Source organism: Streptomyces sp. NPDC051104 (assembly GCF_040682835.1).
GTDB lineage: Bacteria > Actinomycetota > Actinomycetes > Streptomycetales > Streptomycetaceae > Streptomyces > Streptomyces cynarae.
This window is the reverse complement of sequence record NZ_JBFBBS010000125.1, coordinates 1-1,839: the sequence shown is the minus strand read 5'-3', so window position 1 is coordinate 1,839 and position 1,839 is coordinate 1. Positions and strand designations below refer to the sequence as shown.

The window sequence follows — 1,839 nt, the reverse complement described above, 5'->3', positions numbered from 1 at the left end:
CCGCACCGGGAGGAGTTCCTCATGGCCAAGGCAGTGGGCATCGACCTGGGCACGACCAACTCGGTGATCGCCGTGTGGGAGGGCGGTGAGGCGTCCGTGGTGCCCAACAGTGAGGGCAACCGCACGACACCGTCCGTGGTGGCCTTCACCGACACCGGCGAGCGTCTGGTGGGCCAGTTGGCCCGGCGCCAGGCGATCCTCAACCCCAAGGGCACCATCTACTCGGCCAAGCGGTTCATCGGCCGGCACTTCGACGAGATCTCCGACGAGGCCAAGGCGGTGGCGTACGACGTCGTCCCGGGAGACAACGGTGAGGCCCGCTTCAAGGTGCGTGACAAGCTGTACGCGCCTGAGGAGATCAGCGCCCTGGTGCTGCGCAAGCTCGCCGACGACGCCTCCAAGCAGTTGGGGGAGCGGGTCACGGAGGCGGTCATCACGGTGCCCGCCTACTTCAACGACGCGCAGCGCACCGCGACCCGTGACGCCGGACGGATCGCGGGGCTGGAGGTGCTGCGGATCATCAATGAGCCGACGGCGGCCGCCCTCGCGTACGGCATGGACAAGAAGCAGCACGAGACCGTCCTGGTCTTCGACCTGGGCGGTGGCACCTTCGACGTGAGCATCCTCGACGTCGGCGACGGCGTGGTGGAGGTGCGTTCCACGGCGGGTGACAGCCACCTGGGCGGCGACGACTTCGACCGGCGTCTGGTGGATTACCTCGCGGACGACTTCCAGAAGGAGAACGGCATCGATCTGCGCAAGGACCCGCAGGCGCTGCAACGGCTGTTCGAGGCGTCGGAGAAGGCCAAGACCGAGCTGAGTTCGGTGACGCAGACGCAGGTGAGCCTGCCGTTCATCACCGCTGACGCCTCCGGGCCCAAGCACCTCACCGACTCGATCATGCGGTCCACGTTCGAGCAGATCACCGGCGACCTGGTGGAGCGTTGCCTGGGTCCGGTCCAGCAGGCGATGGGCGACGCCAAGGTCGGCGAGAGCGACATCGACGAGGTCATCCTCGTAGGCGGCTCCACGCGTATCCCGGCGGTCCAGGCCTTGGTGCGCCGGCTGACCGGCGGCAAGGACCCCAACATGAGCGTGAACCCCGATGAGGTCGTGGCCCTGGGCGCCGCGATCCAGGCCGGGGTGCTCAAGGGCGAGGTCAAGGATGTCCTGCTGCTCGACGTCACCCCGCTGTCGTTGGGCGTGGAGACGCGCGGCGGAGTGATGACGAAGATCATCGAGCGGAACACCACCATCCCGGTGCGGCGCAGTGAGACCTTCTCCACCGCCGAGGACAACCAGCCGGCCGTCGACATCGTCGTTCTCCAGGGCGAGCGTGAGCTGGCCGCCGACAACCGGGTCCTCGGCCGGTTCCAGCTCACCGACATCCGGCCGGCGCCGCGGGGCGAACCACAGATCGAGGTCACCTTCGACATCGACGCCAACGGCATCCTCAACGTCAGCGCGCGCGACAAGGACACCGGCAAGGAACAGGGCATCACCATCAGCGAGAGCTCCAACCTGGACCGCAGTGAGGTCGAGCGCATGGTCCAGGAGGCCGAGCGCAACCGGGGCCAGGACCAGGCCCTGCGCGAGGCGGTCGACGCCCGCAACGAGCTCGACGCCGTCGCGTACCAGGTCGAGAAGCGCCTCGCCGAACTGGGCGACGCAGCGCCCGCGCACGAGAAGGCACGCGCCGAGATGCTCGTGTCCGATGCCCGCGACGCGGTCAAGAACGAGGCCGGAGTGGGCAAGGTCAGGCCGCTGATCTCCGAACTCCAGCAGGTCTACGCCGGGCTCGCCGCCCACCAGGCCGAAGCCGCGGCGGCGAGTGGTCCC

1 protein-coding gene is annotated in these 1,839 nt (G+C 68.5%); it reads left to right on the top strand.

What is annotated here, in order from left to right; translation table 11 throughout:
* Positions 1 to 21: 21 nt before the first annotated feature.
* Positions 22 to 1,839: molecular chaperone DnaK (dnaK, locus tag AB0N14_RS39985; protein ID WP_366030590.1), on the top strand; the 1,818-nt coding region annotated here is incomplete at its 3' end.